The sequence below is a fragment of the Actinoplanes hulinensis genome, from assembly GCF_019429605.1.
GTDB lineage: Bacteria > Actinomycetota > Actinomycetes > Mycobacteriales > Micromonosporaceae > Actinoplanes > Actinoplanes campanulatus.
In genome coordinates, this window is record NZ_JAHXZI010000004.1 from 279,793 (window position 1) to 300,124 (window position 20,332).

General features: G+C 70.9%; 14 protein-coding genes. 5 read left to right on the top strand and 9 right to left on the bottom strand.

The features are described 5' to 3' along the window. Positions 1 to 67 precede the first annotated feature (67 nt). The 3 genes from uvrA to rsgA form a co-directional block, all read right to left on the bottom strand. Positions 68 to 3,022: an excinuclease ABC subunit UvrA gene (gene uvrA / locus KZ829_RS09740; RefSeq protein ID WP_220143509.1), complete on the bottom strand. Its 2,955-nt coding sequence runs from the start codon at positions 3,020 to 3,022 to the stop codon at positions 68 to 70. Between the two features lie 97 nt (positions 3,023 to 3,119). Next, positions 3,120 to 4,922, bottom strand: a complete 1,803-nt coding sequence (locus KZ829_RS09745) for a glycosyltransferase family 87 protein (protein ID WP_308285413.1) — start codon at positions 4,920 to 4,922, stop codon at positions 3,120 to 3,122. 592 nt (positions 4,923 to 5,514) lie between these two features. Then, complete coding sequence (gene rsgA / locus KZ829_RS09750; protein ID WP_220143510.1) at positions 5,515 to 6,564, bottom strand: ribosome small subunit-dependent GTPase A; 1,050 nt, start codon at positions 6,562 to 6,564, stop codon at positions 5,515 to 5,517. A gap of 209 nt (positions 6,565 to 6,773) precedes the next feature. Between rsgA and KZ829_RS09755 the strand changes: the two genes are divergently transcribed. Both KZ829_RS09755 and KZ829_RS09760 read left to right on the top strand, forming a co-directional pair. Further along, positions 6,774 to 7,472, top strand: coding sequence for a maleylpyruvate isomerase family mycothiol-dependent enzyme (locus KZ829_RS09755; RefSeq protein ID WP_220143511.1), 699 nt, complete (start codon positions 6,774 to 6,776; stop codon positions 7,470 to 7,472). Next, positions 7,469 to 8,113, top strand: coding sequence for an MBL fold metallo-hydrolase (locus KZ829_RS09760; protein ID WP_220143512.1), 645 nt, complete (start codon positions 7,469 to 7,471; stop codon positions 8,111 to 8,113). The genes KZ829_RS09755 and KZ829_RS09760 overlap by 4 nt, the downstream gene beginning before the upstream one ends. Before the next feature lie 21 nt (positions 8,114 to 8,134). Here the strand turns inward: KZ829_RS09760 and KZ829_RS09765 are convergent, their stop codons facing one another. From KZ829_RS09765 to KZ829_RS09775, 3 genes are read right to left on the bottom strand one after another with little or no spacing between them, the layout of a single operon-like run. After that, positions 8,135 to 8,836, bottom strand: a complete 702-nt coding sequence (locus KZ829_RS09765) for a hypothetical protein (protein WP_220143513.1) — start codon at positions 8,834 to 8,836, stop codon at positions 8,135 to 8,137. Between the two features lie 15 nt (positions 8,837 to 8,851). After that, positions 8,852 to 9,361, bottom strand: coding sequence for a SigE family RNA polymerase sigma factor (locus tag KZ829_RS09770; protein ID WP_183217550.1), 510 nt, complete (start codon positions 9,359 to 9,361; stop codon positions 8,852 to 8,854). Next, positions 9,358 to 14,148: a sensor histidine kinase gene (locus tag KZ829_RS09775; RefSeq protein WP_308285414.1), complete on the bottom strand. Its 4,791-nt coding sequence runs from the start codon at positions 14,146 to 14,148 to the stop codon at positions 9,358 to 9,360. Before KZ829_RS09775 ends, KZ829_RS09770 begins: the two co-directional genes overlap by 4 nt. A gap of 141 nt (positions 14,149 to 14,289) precedes the next feature. Here KZ829_RS09775 and KZ829_RS09780 point away from each other — a divergent pair, with 141 nt between their 5' ends. Further along, a complete protein-coding gene (locus KZ829_RS09780) occupies positions 14,290 to 14,892 on the top strand; it encodes a ClpP family protease (RefSeq protein WP_220143515.1) in 603 nt (200 codons plus the stop codon). A gap of 30 nt (positions 14,893 to 14,922) precedes the next feature. On the opposite strand, the gene KZ829_RS09785 is transcribed toward KZ829_RS09780, so the two are convergent. Together KZ829_RS09785 and KZ829_RS09790 are read right to left on the bottom strand one after the other, a co-directional pair. After that, positions 14,923 to 15,348, bottom strand: a complete 426-nt coding sequence (locus KZ829_RS09785; RefSeq protein WP_183217545.1) for an uL11 family ribosomal protein — start codon at positions 15,346 to 15,348, stop codon at positions 14,923 to 14,925. Positions 15,349 to 15,502: 154 nt separating this feature from the next. After that, complete coding sequence (locus tag KZ829_RS09790; RefSeq protein ID WP_220143516.1) at positions 15,503 to 16,300, bottom strand: lytic transglycosylase domain-containing protein; 798 nt, start codon at positions 16,298 to 16,300, stop codon at positions 15,503 to 15,505. Positions 16,301 to 16,450: 150 nt separating this feature from the next. On the opposite strand from KZ829_RS09790, the gene typA reads away from it, so the two are divergent. Continuing rightward, a complete protein-coding gene (typA, locus tag KZ829_RS09795; protein WP_220143517.1) occupies positions 16,451 to 18,313 on the top strand; it encodes a translational GTPase TypA in 1,863 nt (620 codons plus the stop codon). A gap of 109 nt (positions 18,314 to 18,422) precedes the next feature. On the opposite strand, the gene KZ829_RS09800 is transcribed toward typA, so the two are convergent. Further along, positions 18,423 to 19,424, bottom strand: coding sequence for a TerC family protein (locus KZ829_RS09800; RefSeq protein WP_220143518.1), 1,002 nt, complete (start codon positions 19,422 to 19,424; stop codon positions 18,423 to 18,425). 532 nt (positions 19,425 to 19,956) lie between these two features. Between KZ829_RS09800 and KZ829_RS44845 the strand changes: the two genes are divergently transcribed. Continuing rightward, the gene (locus KZ829_RS44845; protein WP_372453849.1) at positions 19,957 to 20,166 is read left to right on the top strand and encodes a hypothetical protein; all 210 of its coding nucleotides are present in this window, start codon (positions 19,957 to 19,959) and stop codon (positions 20,164 to 20,166) included. Positions 20,167 to 20,332 lie beyond the last annotated feature (166 nt).

Consider the following 20,332-nt stretch of genomic DNA (forward strand, 5'->3'; position numbering starts at 1 on the left):
CGCACCCGGGAGACCTTAGGAGACCAACCGGGTGCGGTAGCTGAGAGTCGTCTAAGAAGTTTCTAAATCAGGCGGTGGCCTTCGCCCGGGACCGGGTGGCGCGCGCCCGCGGGGCGGCGGTGGACCCGTTCGCCTTCGCAGCCCGGCCGACGGCGGCCGCCGAGCCCCGCCCCTCGCCGGTGAGCCCGAGCATGTGCCGCAGGAACTGCCCGGTGTGGCTCTCCGGCACCTCGGCCAGCTCCTCCGGGGTGCCGGCGGCCAGCAGCAGGCCGCCCTTGTGGCCGCCCTCCGGGCCCATGTCGATCAGCCAGTCCGCCGTCTTGATGACGTCCAGGTTGTGCTCGATGGTGATCACCGTGTTGCCCTTGTCGACCAGGCCGTTGAGCACGATCAGGAGCTTGCGGATGTCCTCGAAGTGCAGGCCGGTGGTCGGCTCGTCCAGCACGTAGACGGTCCGGCCGGTGGAGCGTTTCTGGAGCTCGGAGGCGAGCTTGACGCGCTGGGCCTCACCGCCGGACAGGGTGGTGGCGGGCTGGCCCAGGCGCACGTAGCCGAGGCCGACGTCGACCAGGGTCCGCAGGTGCCGGTGGATCGCCGGGAGCGCCGAGAAGAACTCCGCGGCCTCCTCGATCGGCATGTTCAGCACCTCGGAGACGGTCTTTCCCTTGTAGTGCACCTCCAGGGTCTCCCGGTTGTACCGGGCGCCCTTGCAGACCTCACAGGGGACGTACACGTCCGGCAGGAAGTTCATCTCGATCTTGATGGTGCCGTCGCCGGAGCAGTTCTCGCAGCGGCCGCCCTTCACGTTGAAGGAGAACCGGCCCGGACCGTACCCCCGCACCTTGGCCTCGGTGGTCTCCGCGAACAGCTTGCGGACGTGATCGAACACACCGGTGTAGGTGGCCGGGTTCGACCGGGGCGTCCGCCCGATCGGCGACTGGTCCACCCCGACGACCTTGTCGACGTGCTCCAGGCCGGTGACCCGGGTGTGCCGCCCGGGCACCTGCCGGGCCTTGTTGATCTGGTTCGCCATGACGGTGTGCAGGATGTCGTTGACCAGCGTCGACTTGCCCGAGCCGCTGACCCCGGTGACCGCGATGAACTGGCCCAGCGGGAACGGCACGGTCAGGTTGCGCAGGTTGTGCTCGCGGGCGCCGTGCACCACGACCTCGCGCCCGGGCGTCTGCGGCCGCCGGGTGGCCGGCAGCGGGATCGACTTCCGGCCGGACAGGTACGCCCCCGTCGGCGACTTCTCATTGGCCAGCAGGCCCTCGACGGTGCCGCTGTGCACGATCTGCCCGCCGTGCTCGCCGGCGCCGGGCCCGATGTCGACGATCCAGTCCGCGGTCCGGATGGTGTCCTCGTCGTGCTCCACCACGATCAGCGTGTTGCCCAGGTTGCGCAGCCGCACCAGGGTCTCGATGAGGCGGTGGTTGTCCCGCTGGTGCAGGCCGATGGACGGCTCGTCCAGCACGTACAGCACGCCGACCAGGCCGGAGCCGATCTGGGTGGCGAGCCGGATGCGCTGCGCCTCGCCGCCGGAGAGGGTCCCCGCGCCGCGGTCCAGCGACAGGTAGTCCAGGCCCACGTCGACCAGGAACCGCAGCCGGGCGTTGATCTCCTTGAGCACCCGCTCGGCGATCATCTTCTGCCGGTCGTCGAGCTCCAGGCCGGACAGCAGGTCGGCGCACTCGCCCACGGACAGGTTGCACACCTCGGCGATGCTCTTGCCGGCCACCGTCACGGCCAGCACCTCGGGCTTGAGCCGGGCCCCGCCGCAGACCGAGCAGGGGACGTCGCGCATGTACCCCTCGTACTTCTCGCGCGACCAGTCGCTCTCGGTGTCGTTGTGCCGCCGCTCGATCCACTGCACCACGCCCTCGAAGCCGGTGTAGTAGGAGCGCTCACGGCCGTACTTGTTCCTGTACCGCACGTGGACCTGGTCGTCGGCGCCGTACAACACGATCTTCTGCACCCGGCTGGGCAGCGCCCGCCAGGGCGTGTCGAGGCTGAAGCTCTCGGCGCCGGCCAGGGCCTCCAGCAGGCGCAGGAAATACTCCTGGGTGGTGCCGCCGGCCCACGGCTGGACGGCGCCCTCGCCGAGGCTCTTCTCCACGTCCGGGATGATCAGCTCGGGGTCGACCTCCTTCTTCGTCCCGAGGCCGGAGCACTCGGGACAGGCGCCGTACGGCGCGTTGAAGGAGAAGACCCGTGGCTCCAGGTCCTCGATGGCGAGCGGATGGTCGTTGGGGCAGGCCAGATGCTCGGAGAAGCGGCGTTCCCGCTCCGGGTCGTCCTCCGGCAGGTCGACGAAGTCGAGCACCACGATGCCGCCGGCCAGCCCGAGCGCGGCCTCGACCGAGTCGGTGAGGCGCTGCTTGCTGGACGCCTTCACGCTGAGCCGGTCGATCACCACCTCGATGGTGTGCTTCTCCTGCTTCTTCAGCTTCGGCGGCTCGGTGAGCGGATGCACCACGCCGTCGACCCGGGCCCGCGCGTAGCCCTTGGACTGGAGTTCGGCGAAGAGGTCGACGTACTCCCCCTTGCGGCCGCGGACCACCGGGGCCAGCACCATGAACCGGGTCCCCTCGGCCATCGCCAGGACCCGGTCGACGATCTGCTGCGGGGTCTGCCTGCTGATCCGCTCCTTGCAGACCGGACAGTGCGGGATGCCGGTCCGCGCGAAGAGCAGGCGCAGGTAGTCGTAGACCTCGGTGATCGTGCCCACGGTCGAGCGCGGGTTGCGCGAGGTCGACTTCTGGTCGATCGAGACGGCCGGGGACAGACCCTCGATGAAGTCGACGTCCGGCTTGTCCATCTGGCCGAGGAACTGCCGCGCGTACGACGACAGGGACTCCACATAGCGCCGCTGGCCCTCGGCGAAGATCGTGTCGAAGGCGAGGCTCGACTTGCCCGAACCGGAGAGGCCGGTAAAGACGATCATGGCGTCGCGGGGCAGGTCGAGGTTGACGTCACGCAGGTTGTGTTCGCGGGCGCCACGGATTGTCAGTCGGTCGGCCACGGCCAGCCTTTCCGCATTCAGGGTCGAACCCGTACAGGTGTATGAGTCGAGCAGACACTCTAACCACGGGGTACGACAATTTCCCGCAGACGCCCGCTCACTCTTCCGAGTTAACTCTCCAGACCTCGACGCCGCCCACCAACTCCGGCTCGCCGAGGACGTCGACCAGAACCGACCGCAGAAGCGGGCCATTCCGGCTGTCCGGAACCAGCACCACCACGGCGGCGCGCCAGTAACCGAGGTCACCCCGGATCCGCAGGCGGTCGGCGTCGGTCAGGACCGGCAGGTAGCCGTACTCCCGGACGCTCCAGAGCAGCTCCGAGGTGTACCGGTGCGGGGCGAACCAGGAGCCGGTGTCGTCGAACGGCGCGTTGGCCGGGCCCATGAAGTAGCCGCGCGGCGTCGGGTAGTCGAGATTGTTGAGGGCCGCCCAGCGCTGTCCGGTCCGCCCGGTCGTCACGTCCGGCAGCGGGACGGTGACCAGCGTCTTCCCCTCCGGCACGTACTGCCGCCAGATCCCCTCGGTGAGGAACGCCGGCATCGGGTCGCCCTGTACCACCGGCAGCGGTTTCGGGAACAGCGGCACCAGGGCGAGGGTCATGCCGATCCAGAACCGGCGGCGGCGCTCCGGCGGGTACGACCCGATCCGGTCCGCCGCGAAGGCCAGCAGGATGCCGGCGACCGTGGCCGGCACCATGGCGAACCGGGTCACACTCACCAGGTCGATCACCGGCACGTGGCTGACCAGCGCGAACGGCAGCGGGATCCGGGTGTTGAAGCCCAGCACCCGCAACTGCGGGCCGAGCGACATGACCAGCAGCGCGAGCCCGGCGATCGCGGTGGCCCGCAGCGCCACCGACCGCCACAGCATCACCATCGCCACGATGATCATCACGAGGCCGAACAGGCCGAAGAACGTGTTGTCCTCGGTCGCGCTCACGCTCAGCCGCCGGGTCACCACGCCCAGGCCGGCCAGCGACTGCCGGGCGTAGGCGCCCAGCGAGGCCAGGTCGGTGACGTAGGCGGTCGGCTCGAACGGCTGCCCGTGATAGTTGCCACGGGCGAAGAACTGGTACCAGAGCGGGTAGCCGGCCAGCACGCCGGAGGTCAGCGCGGCCACCCCGAGCCCGGCCGTGAAACGTCGCCACACCAGCCGGGCCTCGTCCCGCGCCATCAGCGCCCAGGAGCCCGCGAAGATCCCCAGAGTGAGCGCCGCGAAGAGTAGCGCCTCCTCGTTGATGAAGATCTGCAACACGATCAGCAGACCGAGAATGATCCCGCCCCGCCACACCCGGCCGGGCTCCCGCAGGCGCAGCACCTGCCACACGATGAACGGCAGCACGTAGTTGCTGACGAAGTTCACGTGCCCGTTCGCGTGCGAGACCATGGCCGGGGCGAAGCCGCACCAGACGCCACCGGTCCAGGCCGCGAGCCGGCTGCGCACCAGATGCCGGCTGAGCACCCAGTACCAGGCGAAGGCCGTCCCGCCGAGACCGAGAGTGATCAGCAGGGCAACGGTCACCCCGCCGCCGAGGAAGTGCGTGACCGGCGCCAGCGGCAACGCCAGCGCCAGGATGGACGTGTTCGCCATCATGTTCACACCGACCGGCACGTTGAACCGGTCCTCGTAGAACAGCGGCGCCCCGTCGAAGATCACCCGCTCGGCGTGAGCCAGCATGAACAGGAAGATCCCGTGGTCGTCGTCGTTGCCGGCGAGCACCCGCCCGTTCGGGTCGATCCACAACTGGATCACCACGAGCACGGCCAGCGCCAGGAACCCCAGCGCGATCCACAGATCGACGAGCCGCCAGCGGGCGTCCCGTTCATCGCCCGGGCTCGCCGCCGGCTCCTCCACGACCGCCGCCGCCCGCTCTCCGGTCATCCCATCCGCCGCACGCACCGGCCGAATTGTGCCAGAGCCCCGACCGCCCCTCCCAACGCCGCCACTCCGGCTGTGACGTGCGCTTACTCTCAAAAGACAAGATCGGAACAGCGCTTTTGTACGCGCTGGACCGTCATCACAGAATCGTTCCAGTTCCGCCCTACCCGCGAGCACAGTGCCCACTCACGCCTGTGCCGCCCCGCCGGGCGGAGATCGGTGGCCGGGCAGGCCCGGCTGACCGCCACCATCCGCAGGTGCCGCCGCTCACCCCAGGCGTCCCCCACTCGCCACCCCGCGCCCGCCCCTCACGTGGATGGCCGCGCACACGGTCACGGTCGCCCAGGGAGCGCGGGCGCACACGATCGCGATGCCGTGACCGCCCGCCCACGCCATGGCCACAGCCGGCGCACACGGAGGGCCATTCGTGTGCGCCGGCCGTTCCGCAACGGCCCGGACCACCGCCCGGTTCGGGGGCGCAGCGCCCCGGAGGCCATGCGGGACAGCCCGGCGGCGGGCGACGGCCTGGAGTGGGCAGCGAGATCACCGGTAGGGCAGAGCTCCGCAGACCCGTACCGGAAATGGGGTTGATCTTCTGGAAGCTCGACCGGGGTCAGAGGCGACGGGAGCTCGGGGGTGTGGGGGTGCGGCGCTGGCGGGCCAGGCGCACCGAGCGGCGCCCGCTCTCCACCTCGACCTCGCGGCGGAGTTTGCGCCAGCTGGCCAGGCGGCGCGGTGGCAGGGAGCCGTCGGCGAGGGCGGCCTGGACGGCGCAGCCCGGCTCCCGCTCGTGGTGGCAGTCGTCGAAGCGGCAGCGCCCGGCCAGGCCGGTCACGTCGGCGAAGGCGCGGTCGAGGCCGCCGCCGGTGTCGAGGAGGCCGACGCCCCGGATGCCGGGCGTGTCGATGACCGCGCCGCCGCCGGGCACGGTGATCAGGTTGCGGTAGGCGGTGGTGTGGCGGCCCTTGCCGTCCGCGTCGCGGATCTCCTGGACCGGCATGACGGTGGCTCCGGCCAGCGCGTTCGCCAGGGTCGACTTGCCGGCGCCGGACCGGCCGAGGAGGGCGAGCGTGCGGCCCGGGCCGACGTGCTCGCGCAGCCGGTCGAGGCCCTCGCCGCGCTGGACGCTGACCGGCAGCACCGGCACGCCGGGCGCGAGGGCGCCGAGCTGACGGGCTATCGCGCCGGGGTCGGCGCTGGTGTCGCTCTTGGTGAGCACCAGCAGCGGATCGGCCCCGGACTCCCAGGCCAGGGCGAGCAGGCGTTCGACGCGGGCGTCGTCGGGCTCCGGATGGATCGGCTCGACGACCGCGATGGTGTCCATGTTCGCCGCGAGGACCTGGCCGGACGCGTCCTTGTCGGCGGTACGGCGGATCAGCGTGGTCCGGCGGGGCAGCACCAGCTCCAGGGTGGTCCGCCGGTCGGGCCATCGGCGCAGCACCACCCAGTCGCCGGAACAGGGCAGGGTGGCGGGGTCGCGGGCGGCGTCGAGCAGGACGCCCCCGCCGAGGGTGGCCCGGGTCACCCCGGTGGCGGTCAGCACCGTGCACACGCCACGGTCGGCCCGCAGGACCCGCCCGGGTTCGGAGTCGGGCCGGTCGAAACGCCGGAAGGTGGATACGAAGTGGTCGTCCCAGCCGAGCTGGGACAGGGGGTACGACATGGAAACCCTTTACGGTCTTGGGGGACGGCGGCGCCTGGGGATCAGGCGAAGGCCCCCGGGTGAAGGGACGCGGCACGGGTGAAACGCACGGTCCTCACCTCCTCCGCTGGGTTCGATCGATCAGCGCGTCTGCCACGACGGTACGGCCCTGGTCAGCGCGGCGAAAGCGAATTCCGTGGCGGCGGGCGCCGCACCGGTAAGGTCGGGCTGTGACCATGGATCCGCTGGTGTTGATGACGGACGTGGAGGACGCCACCGCGGCGCTGCTGCGTGCCTCGGGTTCGCTGGCCGACGGCGAGATGGGCGCGCCGTCGCTGCTCGCGGGCTGGACGGTCGGGCACGTGCTGACCCATCTGGCGCGCAACGCGGACGCCCTGACCAACCTGTTGACCTGGGCCCGGACCGGGGTGGAGACACCGGCGTACGCGTCGCCGGAGGACCGGACGGCGGGCATCGAGGCGGGCGCGGCCCGTCCGGTGGCCGAGCAGCTGGCGGATCTGAGGGCCGCGCATGAGCGGTTCGCCGACGCCGCGGCCGCGATGCCGGCGGCTGCCTGGACGACCCGGCTGCCGCTGGCGAAGAGCGCCGCCGCGGTTCCCTGGCTGCGGTTGTGCGAGGTGGAGGTGCACCGGGTCGACCTGGGCCGCGGCTACACCCCGGCCGACTGGCCGGACGCGTTCGCGCTGCGCCTGCTGCGGGCGATCGTCACCGATCCGCCGGCCGGCTCGCCGGACATGGTGCTGCGCCCGTTCGGCCTGGAGCACCCGTTGGTGATCGGCTCCGGTGCGGGCCCGGTCGTCGGCGGCCCGACCAGGGCGCTGGCCGCCTGGCTGATCGGCCGGGCGGACGGCGCCGATCTGACGGTCTCGCCGGACGGCGAGCTACCCGAGCCCGCGAGGTGGAGATGAGTTCCGAGTACACCGGCGACGTGGTGACCGGCGGCGAGCCGGCGGTCCGTGACCTGGGCGACGGCCTGACCCTGACCAAGGTGTCGGTCGGCCCGATGGACAACAACGCCTACCTGCTGCGGGCGGCGACCGGCGAGCAGCTGCTGATCGACGCGGCCAACGACGCCGGGACGCTGCTGGCCCTGATCGGCCCGGCCGGGCTGCGCGCCGTGGTGACCACCCACCGGCACGCCGACCACTGGCAGGCGCTGGGCGAGGTGGTGAAGGCCACCGGCGCCGAGTCGCTGGCGCACGCCGACGACGCCTCCGAGATCCCGGTGGTTACCCGGACACTGCTCGACGGCGACACCGTCGAGGTGGGCGGGCACACGCTCGAGGTGATCCACGTGGTGGGGCACACGCCCGGTTCGATCGTGCTGTCCTACCGGGGCGAGCATCTCTTCACCGGCGACAGCCTGTTCCCCGGAGGTCACGGGCGGACGGCGAGCCCGGAGAACCACCACCAGATCATGGACCATCTGGAGACCCGGGTGTTCGGCCGGTTCGGCGACGGCGCCTGGTTCTACCCGGGCCACGGCAACGACTCGACACTCGGCGCGGAACGCCCGGACCTCCAGGAGTGGCGGGCGCGCGGCTGGTGACGCGCGCCCGGCCCGTGTCACCTATCCGTGGGTGACCTTGGCGCTGTCGTCGACGTGGATGCCGGCGGCGAACTCGACGACCTGCTGCTCACCCCAGCCCAGACCGTCCCACACCTGGACGATCATCCAGCGGTTCTCGCCCAGCTCGACGAACAGGGCGTGACCGGTGGTCTGGTCGAGCATCTTGGTGAGCACGGCCTCCTTGCCGTTGATGGTCAGCTTCTTTCCGTCGGCGATGTCCTCGCCGGGCCCGAACTCCTGGAGCTGGGCCATGATCTTGCCCTCGAAGCTGTGCGGGTCGTTGTCGGGAGCGCCCGGCGGCGCGTTGGACGGCACCACGTCCGGAATGCCCTTCGGGGCGATGGTGATGCCGTATTCGTCAGCTCCCTGGAGCACCCAGCCCTCGGGGACCTTGTCCAGGGTGAAGCCCTTCGGCTGCTCGCCCTGGTAGGCGACCAGCGCGGTGGGCCCGGTCGCCGGGGAACTGGTGGACGGCCGGTCGCCGGCGGCCTCCGGGGCGGACGGGCCGGAGGCGAGGCCGGTGCCGGCGACGATCACGGCGGCCAGCGCGGCGGCCATGAAGACGGACCCGCCGGCGGCCTGCACGGTACGGCGGCGGCGCAGCGCGGTCCGGCCGCGGGCCAGGTCGGCGGCGACCTGCTCCGAGGTCGGCTCGGCGTCCGGGCCGGCGATCCGCGCCAGCCCGTCGTGGAGGTTCATCATGTCAATATCTCCTGATCAGAGCAGTGCCAAGGAGGGATTGGGGCCGAGCACGGCCCGGAGCCGGTCGAGTGCCCGGGCGGTCTGGCTCTTCACCGTCCCCTCGGAGCACCCGAGGGCATCGGCGGTGTCGGCGACGTCGAGGTCGTAGAAGTAGCGGAACACCAGCGCCGCCCGCATCCGCGGTGGCAGCTCCCGCAGGGCCGCGCGCAGCCCGTCGGAGACGTCACCACCGGCATGCTCGGCGGCCGCCCGGTCCGGGACCTCGGCCATCGGCCGCTCACTGCGCCGCCACCACCGCCGCCGCTCGTCGGTCAGCGCGTTGACCAGCGCCCTCCGGACGTAACCGTCCGGGTTGTCGGCACGCTGGAACGCCGGCCAGGCGACGTACAGCTTCGTCAGCGTGGACTGGACGAGGTCCTCGGCCAGGTGGGCGTCGCCAGCCGTGAGCAGAGTCGCCGTACGCACCAGCGCGGCCCTCCGGCTGACCACGAACTGGTGGAATTGCTCATCACGCTCGTTCTTCACACGAGCCCCTCCTTCGCTCTCACGCCTCCCTGACGACTCCCACCTCCCTCAGGTTGCATGAGGGTCACCTCGAAGCTCGATCCTCCACCGGCGCCGGCCCGGTAGTGGACGTCCCCATGGTTGGCACGGGCCAACTCCCGGACGATGTAGAGCCCCAGACCGGTGCCCGGCACCTTCCCCGCGGTCGGCTCGGCACGGGCGAACCGGTCGAAGAGCCGGTCCCGGAACTCCGGCGGCACGCCCGGCCCCTCGTCGCGGATCTCGATCGTCACGGCCGCGGTGTCCGCCCGGGCCACGACGGCGGTGGCGCCACCGCCGTACTTGGCGGCGTTGCTGACCAGGTTGGTCAGGATCTGGTCGAGGTGGCTCGGCTGCACCACGGCGACCAGGTCCGGCGGGCACGTCACCGGGACGTGGCCGGCGCCGGCGACGGCCAGGGCCGCCTCGACGTGCTCGGCCACCCGGACCGGGACGGGCGCCGCGACGAGCCGGCCGGCGTCGAGGCTGACCAGGTCGAGAACCTCCTGGACGATGGCGGCGAGCCGCCGGGTGGTCCGGTGCACCCGGATGAGGGAGTGGTGGACGGGATCCGGCAGCTCGTCCTCGTCGAGGATCAGGTCGAGGCCGCCGAGGATCGCCGCGAGCGGGTTGTTGATCTCGTGGCCGAGCATGCCGATCAGGTCGGCCTTGAGCTGGTTCGCGGCCTCCAGATCGGAGGTCCGGACCCGTACGGTGTCCTCCAGCGAGTCGTAGAGCAGCGCGTTGTCCAGCGAGACCGCCAGCTGCCCGGCGATCAGCTCCACCGTCTCCAGGCGGTCGGTGGCGAACACGCCGCCCTGCCGGTGGTTCTCCAGCACCAGGACGGCGACGTCGACGGTCCGGCTCGGGATGGGCATCACCAGCAGGGAGCAGTGCTCCAGCCCGGCGACGTACGGGTCCCGCGCGAACCGGTCGTCCTGGGTCGCGTCCGCCACCAGCAGCGGGCGGCGGGTCCGGGTCACGTACCGGACCGCGGTCGCCGGCGCCGGCCGCGGATCCCGCGTCCCGGGGTGACGAAGCACCAGGTGCACCCGGGTGGCCCCGGTCATGGCGCTGAGCACGTCCCCGACCTGCGCCTCCAGGTCGGCCAGCGTGATGGCCGAGCTCAGCGCGCGGGAGGCCCGCAGGATCGCCATGAGGTCGATCCGGTCGGCGCCGGTCCCGTGGCCGGATTCGCTCACCCGTTCCGCGCGCAGGAACGGGTGCTCGGCCTCCAGCCGTCGCAGCGGCCCCTCCGCACCCCACTGACGGTAGGTGTCGCGCGCCTCGGTCAGCAGCTGCCGCCCGGCGTGGGTGAGCCCTCGGTCGAGGTGGAACCGGGCCGCCCGCTGGGCGAGCACGGCCCGGTGCCATGGCCGGCCGGCCACCTCGTGCAGGCCGGCGTCGAACTCGCGGGCCGCGCCGTCGGGATCGCCGAGCGCCCAGCACCGTTCGGCGTCGACCAGGCGCAGCAGCGGCCGGAAGTTGCGGGGCTCGTCGGCGGCCCGCCGGGCGATCCAGTCGCGGACCGTGCCGAGCTCGGCGGCCGCGCCGGTGTCGCCGGACCGGACCCGGGCGGCCAGGGCGATCCCGCGCACCACCCGGGCCAGCGCCCATACGTAGAGCCCGCGGATCGCCTCGCAGTGCTCCATCGCCCCGGCGGCGTGCCGGTCCAGTGCCTCGTCGTCCTGGCACATCAGCGCGGCGAGGGCCCGGTTGACGTGGTGGATGGCCAGCGCCACCGGGAAGGTGGGGCATCGGTCCGGTTCGGCGCCCGGCTCCCGGCCACGCAGCACCCGCACCAGCTCCCGGTATTCGGTCAGCGACAGCGCCGCGATCCGGTTGCCGGTGCGCCCGGCGAACGCCAGCGACGCGTCGATCTCCTCGGCGACCGTCTCCAGCGAGTCGGCGGTCTCCAGCAGCACGGCCGCCAGGCGGGCCGACAGCATGCCGGCGACCTGGACGTCCCCGGCGGTCAGCAGTTCCTCGCGGGCGTCCTGGCCGGCCTCGGCGATGTCCTCCAGCGGTTCGAACCAGTGCGCGGCCACGAAGAGGTGCATGTACCGGGCGATCGCGGTCTCCGCCTGATAGCCGTGCCCCCGTCCGGCCTCGACGACGTACCGGCTCAGCCGGTGACCGGTGCGGTAGTCGTCGAACAGGTGGATCGTCGCGCAGATCACCGCGCCGAGCGAGCCGACCACCGGCGCGCACATCCCCGCACGCCGCCACAGTCCCAGGACCTGGAGCAGCACCCACGTATGCGGCAGCGGGCCCAGCACGTACGCCGGCACGAGCAACCGGTTGAGGAGCCGGCCCGCCGCGAGAACCCGGGGATCGGCGGTCTCCGCGGCACGGCTGAGGTCGAAGGCGCAGTCCCGCAGGACGGCCGCCTCCCGGTGGACCACGGGACCGGGGTCGTCCGGGGAGTCGATGCCGAACCGGCGCAGCAGGTCCACGCCGAGGTCGTACGACTCCCGGATGTGTCCTCGCTGGCTCAGGCTGTTGACCTGGTTCGCGGTGGCGGCGGCGAGCGCGAGCAGGTCCGGGGACCGGGCGGTCAGCTCCCGGTACACCTCGTCGGCCTCGTCGAGCCGGCCCAGGCAGTAGAGCGCGGTGTGCCGGGCCACGATGACGGCGTCCCGCTCCCCTGCCGCCGGGTCCATGAGCCGCTCGGCGGCGTCGAGCAACTCGACGGCGACCTGGTAGTTGGTCATCTGGCTGGTCCGCCGGGCGGCCGCGTGCAGCAGGCCGGCGGCGGCCCGCCGCTCGTCCGGCGCGTCCACCAGATCCACCACCGGCAGGTACTGCTCGGCCGCCTCCTGCCGGTACCGCTCGTGCCGGGACAGTTCGCGGGCCATGCTCAGCTGGAGGCGGTCGCGGTCGCCGGGCGTCAGGCAGTCCCGGGCGGCCTGCCGCACCAGGTCGTGCCGGAACCGGACGGTGCCGTCGGCGAGCAGGATCAGGCCGTCGGTGACCGGCGGGGCCAGGCGCCCGGCCAGGTCCGCCTCGGAGATCCCGGTCGCGGTGGCCAGGAAGCCGGTGCCGACGTCACCGCCGAGGCAGGCGAGCGCCGCCAGGATCCGGCGCGTCCCACCTGCCTGCTGATCCATCCGGGCCGCCAGCAGCTGCGGGACCCGGTGGCAGCGGACGAAGTCACGGATCGCGTCCGGCTCCCACCGCCAGCCGTCCGCGACCGGGCTCAGCAGGCCCTCGGCGCGAAGGGCGTTGAGCACCTCGACCGTCGCGAACGGATTGCCGGCGGCGCCCGCCTCGATCAGCCCGGCCGGCACGGACGCGGCCTCCGGGGGTATCCGGAGCACGGTGCCGATGAGCCGGGCGGTCCCCTCACGGTCCAGTCCGCCGACCCGGATCACCGGCTCCGTCGCACCGTCGCGCTGCCAGCGGTCGAGCAGCGCCGCGAGCGGCGGCTCCTCGTCCCGGTAGGTGATGGCCAACAGCAGCCCGGGGATCGGCCCGGCGCTCACGATCGCGTCCAGGACCCGGTGCGTCCCGGTGGTCGCCCACTGGAGATCGTCGAGGACGATCACGATCCGGTGCCGGGCGGCGAGCGCCCGGAGCAGGGCGACGGCGGTGGCCGCGATCCGGCCCTGGGCGGTCGAGGGGTCGGACGCGGACGGCCCGCCCGGTACGCCGAGCAGGTCGGCCATCCCCGGGATCACGTTGGCCGCGACCACGGCGTTGGGGCCGAGCTCCGCGACGATCCGCGCACGGTCCGCCGCCACCTCGGGTTCGGGTTCGGCGAGGACGAGACGGATCAGGCTGCGCAGCGCCCGGGTGATGCCGCCGCTGCTCGTACCGGTCCGGAACTGCTCGAACGCCGCGGCGGCGAACCAGCCGCCGCGTGCCGTGACCGCCGGCCGCAGGCTGCGGGCGAGGGCGCTCTTGCCGATCCCGGACGGCCCGGTGATCAGCACGGGCCGTCCGCCCTCGATGAGTGCCCGGTCCAGCGCCGAGGTCAGCGCGTACACCTCCCGGTCCCGGCCGATGAGGGCGGCCGGCGGCACGAAGCGGGCCGGGAAGTCCCGCTCGCCCAGCGGCCAGCCACCGTCGGGGTCGTCCCGGCAGCGGGTCAGATCGTGGAGCAGTCCCTCGGCGCTCTGGTAGCGGTTCGCCGGGTCCTTCTCCAGCAGGCGCATGATGATCTCGCGGAGGCGCGGTGGCAGCCCGGCGGGCACGGGCGGCGGCTCGACCAGGGTCTCGCGGATCAGCTCCAGGGCGTCGTCGCCGGTGAACGGCGGCTCGCCCACGGCCAGCGTGTAGAGGGTGGCGCCCAGGCCGTACAGATCGGCGCGGGGACCGACCGCCGGACCGATCCGCCCGGTCTGCTCCGGGGCCAGGAAGCCGAGCGTTCCGACCGGGCCGCCCGCCTCGTCCGCCTCCGCCGCCCCGGCCAGCGCCAGGTCGTAGTCGATGAGCAGCGCAGGCCCGTCGGGCGGCAGGACGACGTTGGCCGGCGTGACGTCGCGATGGACCACCCCGGCGCGGTGCAGGGCGGCGAGCGTCGCCGCCAGGCTTCGACCGATCCTCAGAAGCTCGGGTACGGGCACCGGCCTCGGGACCGGGGAGGCCGCGTCGTCCTCCAGCACGAGCAACTGGCGGGACTGGTGGCCGGCGAGCCGGGGCACTCCGGGAACGCCGGCGAGCCGGGTCAGCACGGCCCGTTCCCGCTCGACGCGCCGGGCGGCACCGGGTCCGGTGGCCCGTTTGTGGATCAGGGTGGAGCCGTCGCGAGTGCCCCGGCGGAGCACTTGGGTCCGTTCGCTGTGATATAAGACGACATCACCCACCACCTTGTTGTCTCATTGCCGGGACATCGGTGGTGGCTCTTCCCCGAAGAACCACGGCTCCCTGGATACGCTGGGCATACCCCGCGACGACCGGAGGTGCCGATGCCCCTGTTCCCGCAGCCGAATCAGCCGCCCGAGTGGCCGCCGCAGCAGCCCGGCTTCCCCGGCTGGCTCGAGGAGCGGCTCTTCGAACAGCGGATCGTGATGCTTCGCGGCCAGCTCACCGGCGACACGGCGACCGGGATCGCGGCCGCCCTGCTGACCCTCGACTCGGCCGCGCCGGAGGCGATCCAACTGCACGTGGCCGCCCCGGGTGGGGAGCTGAGCGCGGCACTCGCGGTGATCGACGTGATCGACTCACTGTCCGCTCCGGTGCACGTCCTGGTCACCTCGGAGGCGGGCGGGGCGGTGCTGGCGATCCTCGCGGCGGCGGATCAGCGGGCGGCGTACCGGCACGCCCGGTTCAAACTCGCCGAGCCGCGGGCCGCCGGGGTCACCGGCACGGCCGACGAGGTGGCCGCCGCGGCCGGGCAGCACCTGCGTGAGCTGGAGGAGGTGGTGGTCCGGCTGGCCGGGATCACCGGGAAGCCGCGCAGCCGGATCGAGGACGACCTGGCCGCCGGCCGGAGCCTGAGCGCCGCCGAGGCCCTCGAGTACGGCCTGATCGACGAGGTGATCGCGCCCAAGAAGAACGGGCCCCGGTGATCACACCGGGGCCCGTTCTCAACAGCTACTTCAGGAAGCGACCTTCACACCCATGGAACGGGCGGTGCCGGACACGATCTTGATCGCGGCGTCGAGGTCGTTCGCGTTGAGGTCGACCAGCTTGCGCTCGGCGATCTCCTTGACCTGCTGGGCACTGAGCGTGCCGACGGTCGTGGTGAGCGGGTTGGCGGCGCCGGACTGAATGCCCAGGGTCTTCCGGATGAGGAAGCTGGTCGGCGGCGTCTTGTAGGCCAGCGTGTGGCTGCGGTCCTCGTAGACCGACACGATGACCGGGATGATCTCGCCCCGGTTCTTCGCGGTGGCCTCGTCGTACTCGACCTTGACGGCACGCATGTTGGCGCCGGTCGGGCCGAGCATCTTACCGAGGTCGACCATCGCGGCGTTACCCGCCTCAAGCGCGAGGGTTACCTCATGAGTCTTCTTCTTGGGCGGCATTGAGTAGGGCTCCTTTGGGTGAGCTGCACGGGCCGAAACAAACGCAGCTCGCCAGCATCAACGACACACGACAACCCCGAGACAGTACTTGAACGCCGTGGTTGGCACCAAATTGAGGTCTCGGGGAACGTCCCCCAGTGTATCCCGCCTGGCCTCAGTACTTGCCGCAGGGGCAGTCGGCCATGAGCGAGCGCACCGAGTCGACGTAAGCCGGATTGGGCAGCGTCTTGCTCTTCGCCGCCGCGTCCACCGTGCCGTAACCCGCGTTGTAGCCCGAGATGACCACGTTCAGCAGACACCAGCTGGAGTGGCTCTTGCACTTCGAGGGGCTCAGGTCGTAGCTCTCCTTGAAGTAGTTGTCCCCGAAGTACCGGGTCAGCCAGGCCAGGTAGTTCGCCCCGGCGTACGCGTTGTCCTGGTAGTTCCCGGTCGCGTCGTAGTCCAGGCCGAACCGCTGGTTCATGTGGTCCAGGGTGTCCGGCATCACCTGCATGAGACCGAAACCACCGTCACAGTTCTTGATCGCGCTCTGCCAGCCGCTCTCCTGCCAGGACACCGCCTTGACCAGGGTGAAGTTGAGCTTCAGCTGGGGCGCCTCGTTCCGCCAGTAGATCCGCCCCGACGCCTTCTTCAGAGCCGCCTTGGCCTTGGCCTTGGAGATGTTCTTGCCCTCGTAGTCGAAGCAGGGCGGAACCTGACTCCAGTCCTGCTCGACCGGGCTCGCACTGGCCGTCGGCGACTTGGTGGCCTTCTTCGTCGGCTTCGGCTTCGTCGTGGTCTCCACCGGCGCGGCCGTCGTCTCCTCGATCACCGGCTCGGTTGTGGTGGGCGCCACAGACACCGGCGGAGCGCCCACCGGATCTTTCTCGTTCTCGCTGGCACCGGCCAGTCCACAGCCCGCCGTCACGATCAGTGCCGTGACCGCGGCAACCAGGTTGATGCGCTTCTTCATCGATGTCGACCTTCCCCCGTGATACATCGATGAAGGACGTTAACAGTGATCAGATGATCTCGGGAGACTGAAAAACGGACAGAAGACCACAAGATTCGGGTCTTGACCCCGTGTCACTATCGGCAACCTGAGCCGGGAACAATGGACCTCATGCAGACCCGCACCGACCTACGCAACGTCGCCATCATCGCCCACGTCGACCATGGCAAAACCACCCTGGTCGACGCCATGCTGCGCCAGGGCAGCCAGTCCCACGCGCGTGGCGAGATGGCCGACCGCGTCATGGACTCCATGGACCTGGAGCGGGAAAAGGGCATCACCATTCTCGCCAAGAACACGGCGATCAGCTACCAGCCCGCCGAGGGCGAAGCCGTCACCATCAACATCATCGACACCCCCGGCCACGCCGACTTCGGCGGTGAGGTCGAGCGCGGCCTGACCATGGTCGACGGCGTCGCCCTGCTGGTGGACGCCTCCGAGGGCCCGCTGCCGCAGACCCGCTTCGTGCTGCGCAAGGCCCTGGCCGCCAAGCTGCCGATCATCCTGATCATCAACAAGGTGGACCGGCCGGACGCGCGGATCAAGGAGGTCGTCGACGAGACGTACGAGCTGTTCCTCGACCTCGACGCCGACGAGCACCAGATCGAGTTCCCGATCGTCTACGCGTGCGCCCGCGACGGCATCGCCTCGCTGACCCAGCCCAAGGACGGCACCGTCCCCGAGGACAGCGACTCCCTCGACGTGCTGTTCAGCACCATCCTCGACACCATCCCGGCGCCGAAGTTCCACGAGGACGCCCCGCTGCAGGCGCACGTCGTCAACCTCGACGCCTCGCCGTTCCTCGGCCGTCTCGCGCTCTGCCGCGTCCACGAGGGCACCATCCGCAAGGGCCAGACCGTCGCCTGGTGCAAGACCGACGGCACCATCAGCAACGTGCGCATCTCCGAGCTGCTCGTCACCGAGGGCCTGGAGCGCAAGCCCGCCGAGAGCGCCGGCCCCGGCGACATCATCGCCCTCGCCGGCATCCCCGAGATCATGATCGGTGAGACCCTCGCCGACGCGGAGAACCCGATCCCGCTCCCCCAGATCACCGTCGACGAGCCGGCCATCTCGATGGTCATCGGCACCAACACGTCGCCGATGGTCGGCAAGGTCAAGGGCGCCAAGGTCACCGCCCGCATGGTCAAGGACCGCCTCGACAAGGAGCTCATCGGCAACGTGTCGCTGCGCGTCCTGCCGACCGACCGCCCCGACGCGTGGGAGGTCCAGGGCCGTGGCGAGCTGGCCCTCGCCATCCTGGTCGAGCAGATGCGCCGGGAGAACTACGAGCTCACCGTGGGCAAGCCGCAGGTCGTCACCAAGACCATCAACGGCAAGGTCCACGAGCCGGTCGAGCGCCTCACCATCGACGCCCCCGACGAGTACATGGGCGCCATCACCCAGCTGCTCTCCACCCGTAAGGGCCGCATGGAGGAGCTGATCAACCACGGCACCGGCTGGCTCCGCATGGAGTGGCTCGTCCCGGCCCGTGGCCTGATCGGCTTCCGGACCGAGTTCCTCACCGAGACCCGCGGCACCGGCATCATGCACCACCTGTTCGAGGCCTACGAGCCGTGGTTCGGCGAGCTGCGCACCCGCCAGAACGGGTCGCTCGTCGCCGACCGGTCCGGCGCCGTCACCGCCTTCGCGATGATCAACATCCAGGAGCGCGGGCAGCTCTTCGTCGAGCCCGCCACCGAGGTGTACGAAGGCATGATCGTCGGCGAGAACTCCCGTGACGACGACATGGACGTCAACATCACCAAGGAGAAGAAACTCACCAACATGCGTGCGGCCAGCGCGGACAACACCGAGAAGGTGATCCCGCCGCGCAAGCTGTCCCTGGAGCAGTCCCTGGAGTTCTGCCGCGAGGACGAGTGCGTCGAGGTCACCCCGGCCGCGGTCCGCATCCGCAAGGTCGTCCTCGACCAGACGGCCCGCGGTCGCGCCGCGGCCCGCCGCAAGCACCAGTAGTAACCCGCTTCACCGAAGCCGCCCTCCTGCGAAGGAGGGCGGCTTCTCCGTTCCCCGGACAACGCAAGAACGCGGGGTCCTCGATCGAGGACCCCGCGTTCTTGATGGATCAGCGTTCGGCGGTGATCAGATCCCGTTTCCGGTCGCGGGAGGATTTGATCAGGCTGGCGACCGTGGCGATGGCCAGGGTGCCGAGGATGACCAGTAGCGAGAGCCAGATCGGGATCTCCGGAGCCCAGTGGAAGGGCTGGCCGCCGTGCAGGAACGGCAGGTTGTTCGTGTGCAGGGCCTCGAGGACCAGCTTCACGCCGATGAAGGCGAGCACCACGGCGAGACCGATGTTGAGGTAGACGAGGCGCTCGAGCAGACCGCCGAGCAGGAAGAACAGCTGGCGCAGACCCATCAGCGCGAACACGTTCGCGGTGAAGACGAGGTACGGCTCCTTCGTGATGCCGAAGATCGCCGGGATCGAGTCGAGCGCGAAGATCAGGTCGGTGGTGCCGATCGCGATCATCACGATGAGCATCGGGGTGAACAGCCGCTTGCCGGCCTCGGTGACGATGCTGAACCGGCCGTCGCCGAAGGACGAGGAGAGCGGCAGCGCCCGCTTCGCCCAGCGGATCAGGATGTTCTCCTTGAAGTCGTCCTCGTCGTTCTCCCCGCTCTTGACCAGCGTGATCGCGGTGTAGACGAGGAAGGCGCCGAAGATGTAGAAGACCCAGGAGAACTGCGAGATCAGGGCGGCGCCGGCGGCGATGAACGCGCCACGCATGACGAGCGCCAGCACGATGCCGATCAGCAGCACCTTCTGTTGCAGGTGCCGCGGGACCGCGAAGCGGGCCATGATGATCACAAAGACGAACAGGTTGTCGACACTCAGCGAATACTCGGTGAGCCAGCCGGTGTAGAACTCACCGGCCGCCTGCCCGCCCGCGGCCAGCCAGACCCCGATGCCGAAGACCAAGGCGAGGCCGACGTAGAACGCGACCCAGCCCCCCGCTTCCTTCATGCTGGGCTCGTGTGGCCGGCGGCCGATGATGAGCAGATCGACGGCTAGCACTGCGATGAGGGCGACCAGGGTGGCGACCCAGACCCAGGCGGAAACGTTCAACGAGGACCTCCGGCAGACACGGGTCGTCGCTGCGCCCACCCGAGACCCGAGCGAGAGCAGCGACGTGCGACTGTCGGAGGTCTCTTCCGCCACGAACCAATTACGGTCCGTGACCACCGGCCCCGGGTCCGCCCCGAGAGGCGTTCCGTGTTGACGAGACCGGAGCGGGGGAATACTCCCCTCCCACAGCAGCCATTGTTGCGCATCCGAGGCGCGATCGGCACACCGGGAGGACAGGGAGTGGTACAGCTCGCGGCCAAACCACTCATCCAGGCTGTTCTGGCGTCCGCTGACCCCGCCGCTGACCGCCCCCTCAGACTACGCCCTGACCTGCGGGAATCCTCTCGGTCCAGCGGCTACGGCAGCCTGATAGGCCGACGATCCGGTGCGTATGGGTCGCTCGCCGACATGGTTCTCGAAGTCACACTGATCGACGTTCTTCGCGGTCGTCAGGACGACTTCGTCGACGCCCACCAGCTCGGCCGGCCACTGATCGCCGGCACGCCCGGGCGCCGTTCGGTGCGCCTCCAGCGTGGCACCGAGTCCCCCGGCACGCTTCCTGCTGCTGGTGGAGTGGGACAGCCTCAAGGCCCCGGAGACCGGCTTCCGTCGCAGCGACCGGTTCGCCCGGTGGCGCGCCCTGATCGCCGGCCCGCTGGCCCAGCCGCCGCTGGCCGAGTACTTCACCGACATCGCCTCCGGCGCCCGCCGCGACCCGGATCACGACTTCTTCACCGGCTGACGCAACCACGCCGCCGGTCACTCCCCGTGCCGCGCCACGCCCTCCTCCCGCAGATCAAACCCCTCCCCGGTACGCCGAAGGCACTGCAGAAGCCGCGGCGCCGTACCCGGGCTTCACGGCTCCACTGCTCCACTCACAGGCGCTGCGGCTCCGTTCCCGGGCTTCA